This window comes from Pseudomonas sp. TNT2022 ID1044 (assembly GCF_028656895.1).
In the GTDB taxonomy this organism is placed as follows: domain Bacteria; phylum Pseudomonadota; class Gammaproteobacteria; order Pseudomonadales; family Pseudomonadaceae; genus Aquipseudomonas; species Aquipseudomonas reinekei.
In genome coordinates this window covers 1-3,955 of sequence record NZ_JAMDHB010000053.1, presented here as the reverse complement: position 1 = coordinate 3,955, position 3,955 = coordinate 1, and the positions used below count along the sequence as shown (strand labels likewise).

The 3,955-nt window shown below is 56.3% G+C and carries 3 protein-coding genes and 1 rRNA gene; all 4 read right to left on the bottom strand.

Annotated features, from left to right (window positions below):
- Window positions 1-71 precede the first annotated feature (71 nt).
- Window positions 72-2,375, bottom strand: coding sequence for a PqiB family protein (locus tag M5G20_RS30090; RefSeq protein WP_273922127.1), 2,304 nt, complete (start codon window positions 2,373-2,375; stop codon window positions 72-74).
- Window positions 2,368-2,991 carry a paraquat-inducible protein A gene (locus M5G20_RS30085; RefSeq protein WP_273922126.1) on the bottom strand — a complete coding sequence of 208 codons (624 nt, stop codon included), beginning with the start codon at window positions 2,989-2,991 and terminating at the stop codon, window positions 2,368-2,370. The genes M5G20_RS30090 and M5G20_RS30085 overlap by 8 nt, the downstream gene beginning before the upstream one ends.
- A complete protein-coding gene (locus M5G20_RS30080; RefSeq protein WP_273922125.1) occupies window positions 2,978-3,637 on the bottom strand; it encodes a paraquat-inducible protein A in 660 nt (219 codons plus the stop codon). The genes M5G20_RS30085 and M5G20_RS30080 overlap by 14 nt, the downstream gene beginning before the upstream one ends.
- 147 nt (window positions 3,638-3,784) lie before the next feature.
- A 5S ribosomal RNA gene (rrf, locus tag M5G20_RS30075) occupies window positions 3,785-3,900 on the bottom strand.
- Between the last annotated feature and the right edge of the window lie 55 nt (window positions 3,901-3,955).

Below are 3,955 nucleotides of genomic sequence, written 5' to 3'. Positions count from 1 at the left end.
CGCCATGCCTGGCGCACCAATAAGAAGGCCGCGATCCAATGGATCGCGGCCTTTTTCATTTCTGCTTGAGCCTACTTGCCGAGCGAAATCTTCGGCGCCCAGGTCAGCCATTCCTCTTCGAACTTGTCGAACAACGGGAACGTCTGCTCCGGTCGCGCAACACTGCCCATCCGCTCACCGTCCGGTGTGGCAAACGCGACGCCACCCTGAATCATGGTTTCCAGCGATTCGGTTCTCACCGTTGCGCCTTTGAACAGGCCGACATCAAAATCAAATCCGCTGGTGTTCCAGAATCGCGTACCGCCGCGCACCAACGGCGCGTATTTAGGTTCGATCAGGATGTGGATCAGCACACGATCCGCCGTCTGACCCAGCTCATACCCGGTCACCTTGCCGACCGTGATTTCGCGATACGTCACCGGCACACCCGCTTTCAGCGAACCTCGGCGGGCAGCACTCAACACCAGGCTCAACCCGGCTTCGGCCTTGGCGGTTTCAGGCGGGGCGGGCAGGGCCACGAAGCTCTTCTGCGGGCCGAGGTTCTTCGCGGCCGGCTGCACTTCGATGTACTGCCCGGTGACCAATGTCTCAAGGTTCGATGTCTTGATCAGCCCCAACTCAGGCTTGACCACCCAGAACTCACTGCCAACCCGCGCAATGCGCTCGGGCACTTCTGTGATGCGCGCCGTCAACAGTACCGATTGCAAATCGTCACTAAGATCCACATTCTCGATTTTGCCGACATCCAGCCCCTTGAAGCGAACTGCCGTACCCGCACGCAAACCATCCGCGCGATCAACCTTGATCGTGATCACCGCGCCTTTCTGATTGGCTTCCTCGTGACTGGCGAACAAGCGGAAACGCGGGATCCGCTTCTGCAGTGGCGCCTTGGCTTCCGGCGTTTCAAAGGCAATGCCGCCAGCCATCAGGCTTTGCAGCGACTCACTCTTGACCTGAATCCCGCCGGTCAGACCGCCAGTCAGCGTGATACCGCTGGCATTCCAGAACCGCGTCGAGGCATTCACCAGATTTTCGTATTCCTTCTCGATGTGGACGCCGATCACCAACTGGTTTCTTTTGCGCGAGAACTGGTAGCTCTGCACCGAACCCACTTTCACCTGTTTGTAGAGAACCGGGCTGCCGACTTCCAGCGAACCAAGGTTCTCGGTGAACAACACCAGGTGCAGGCCCGGCGAGCGCAGGTCCAGCGGCGGTGCCTTGGGCCGCGCGACGAATTCACGTTGCGGCGCGGCGCCTTTATCACCGGGGCGCACAGCAATGTAGTTACCTTTGACCAATGCCTCCAGGCCCGTGATACCTGCCAGAGAAATGGACGGCTTGACCACCCAGAACTGCGTACCGTCGACCAGATAATCCTCGGCCAGCGGGTCCAGGGTCAATTCGGCGCTCGCACCGGACAGATCCGGATCGACCTTCAGGGCCTTGAGCGTGCCAACCTGGATTCCTTTGTACATGACCGGCGTGCGGCCAGCCTGCAGCCCTTCGAAGTCACTGAGCTTGACCTTGATCTTGATACCCGCCGCCGCCGCATCGAAGTCTTCGTAGAGACGGAACGGCAAGCTCGGATCGGTGGGCGGACTGTCCTTGCGATTTTCCGGCGTGGCAAACGCAATCCCCCCGGCAACGATACTGGCCAGGGACTCACTGCGTACTTTCACACCCGACAGATTGGCATCGATGCTGATGCCGCTGGCGTTCCAGAAACGCGTGTGTTTGCGCACCAGTTTGGCGTAAGTCGGTTCAATGAACACCTTGAGCTCAACGGTACTCTGGTCTTCAGAGAGCACGTAACTTTTGATCTGCCCCACTTTGATCTGCTTGTAGAACACCGGACTGCCGCGGTTCAAAGAACCCAGGCGATCAGCTTTGATCGTGAGGTGCAAGCCAGGCTGAGCATCGGAAAGCGGCGGCTCTTCCGCCAGCGCCTTGAACTTGCGAGTGGGTTCGCCTTCACCGGGGCTGATCGCAACATAGTTACCCGAAACCAGCGTTTCCAGGCCCGTGATACCGGCCAGAGTCACACTCGGTTTAACCAGCCAGAAACGCGTGCTCGTCCGAAGATACTGCTCGACGTCTTTGTTCATCTCGACGGTGGCGATCACGCCTTTGGAGTTACCTTCATCATCGAGTTTGAGTGTCTTCACCTTACCAACCGACATGCCTTTGTAGACGACTTCGGTCTTGTTGGCCTGGATGCCTTCACCACTTTCGAAACGCACCTGAATCTCGAGGCCGGTTTCGTTGTAGGCACGCCAGCCCAGCCAGCCGCCGATGATCAAGGCGATCAGGGGCAACACCCAAATGGCAGACCAGTTCGAGGCCGGTCGGGTTTTCGCTACAGGCAAATCAGTCATGGTCGTCGTCCGACTCCGTGTTATCCCAAATCAGTCGGGGATCGAAAGTTACTGCGGCAATCATCGTCAGAATTACCACACTGGCAAAAGCGACGGCGCCAAGATTGGCTTCGATGCTGGCAAGTCGCCCGAAGTTCACGACCGCCACCAGGATGGCGATCACAAAGATATCGAGCATCGACCATCGGCCGATGAATTCAATAAAGCGGTACATCCAGATTCGCTGGCGGGCAGACAGTGGTTGGCGGCGCTGCACCGAAATCAGCAGAAGCCCGATCCCCACCAGCTTGAACGTGGGAACCAGGATACTGGCGATAAACACCACGGCTGCAATGGGGAACATTCCGTAGTGAACCAGTTCGATCACACCGGCCATGATCGTGCTGGGCGCGCCTTTACCCAGTGAGTTGACGGTCATGATCGGCAACATGTTGGCCGGAATGTAAAGAATGGCGGCCGTAATCAGCAAGGCCCAGGTCCGCACCAGGCTATTGGGGCGGCGGGCATGTACCAACGCTCCGCAACGAGTACAGACCTGCTCATCGGTGTCAGCTTCCTGCCTGTTCAACTCATGACATTCCGCACAAACCAGAATGCCTGCATCAATCGCCCGCATGGGCATCCTCTCCTGATAACGCCTGCCAGATCTGGTGAGGCGACATGACCACTTCCAACCAGACCTGAACCAGTAACAAAGCAATAAAACACGCCAAACCGAGACCTACGGTGATTGCTGCCATATCTGCCAGCTTAACAATCGCCACCAGTACGCCCATCAGGTAAACCTCAAGCATTCCCCAATCGCGCAAGTGGTGATAAATGCGATAGAGCAGCAAACCGTAACTGCGCCCGATATTGAAACGGATACTCAACAATACGAGCAGTTGGCACAGCAGTTTGAGCAGCGGAATCGCCATGCTGCACAGGAACACAACCACTGAGACGCTTTGCATGCCTGAGTCAAAAAGCGCGACAACACCGCTCCAGACAGTATCTTGCGACGATTGTCCGAGTAGATTGAGCTGCATGATGGGTAAAAAGTTCGCCGGGACAAACAACAACAGGGCTGCCATGACCAAGGCAAGACTACGTTGCACGACATTGTGACGATGGGCATACAGTTCGTAACCACATCGCGGACACAGGGCTTTCTCGCCATGAGCGAGCCTGGGCTTACGCATCAGCAAGTCGCACTCATGACACGCAACCAGATTTTCTAGTGGCAATTCTGACAGCCCTTGGGCGTCAACCGGGTCTGGCATAAGCGCTCTGACTCTGAAAAAGGTGGACCTATTCTAGTGTCCTGGACGGAAAATAACTGTGCAAATTTGTGTTGTAGCTGATCGGCACTTTTTCTACGCGCAAAACAAAACCCCAACTGCTTTCGCAATTGGGGTTTCGGAATTTAATCTTGACGATGACCTACTCTCACATGGGGAAACCCCACACTACCATCGGCGATGCATCGTTTCACTGCTGAGTTCGGGATGGGATCAGGTGGTTCCAATGCTCTATGGTCGTCAAGAAATTCGGTGTGCCGACTCGTCTTTCGACGCTTCAGCAAATTGGGTATGTGACAG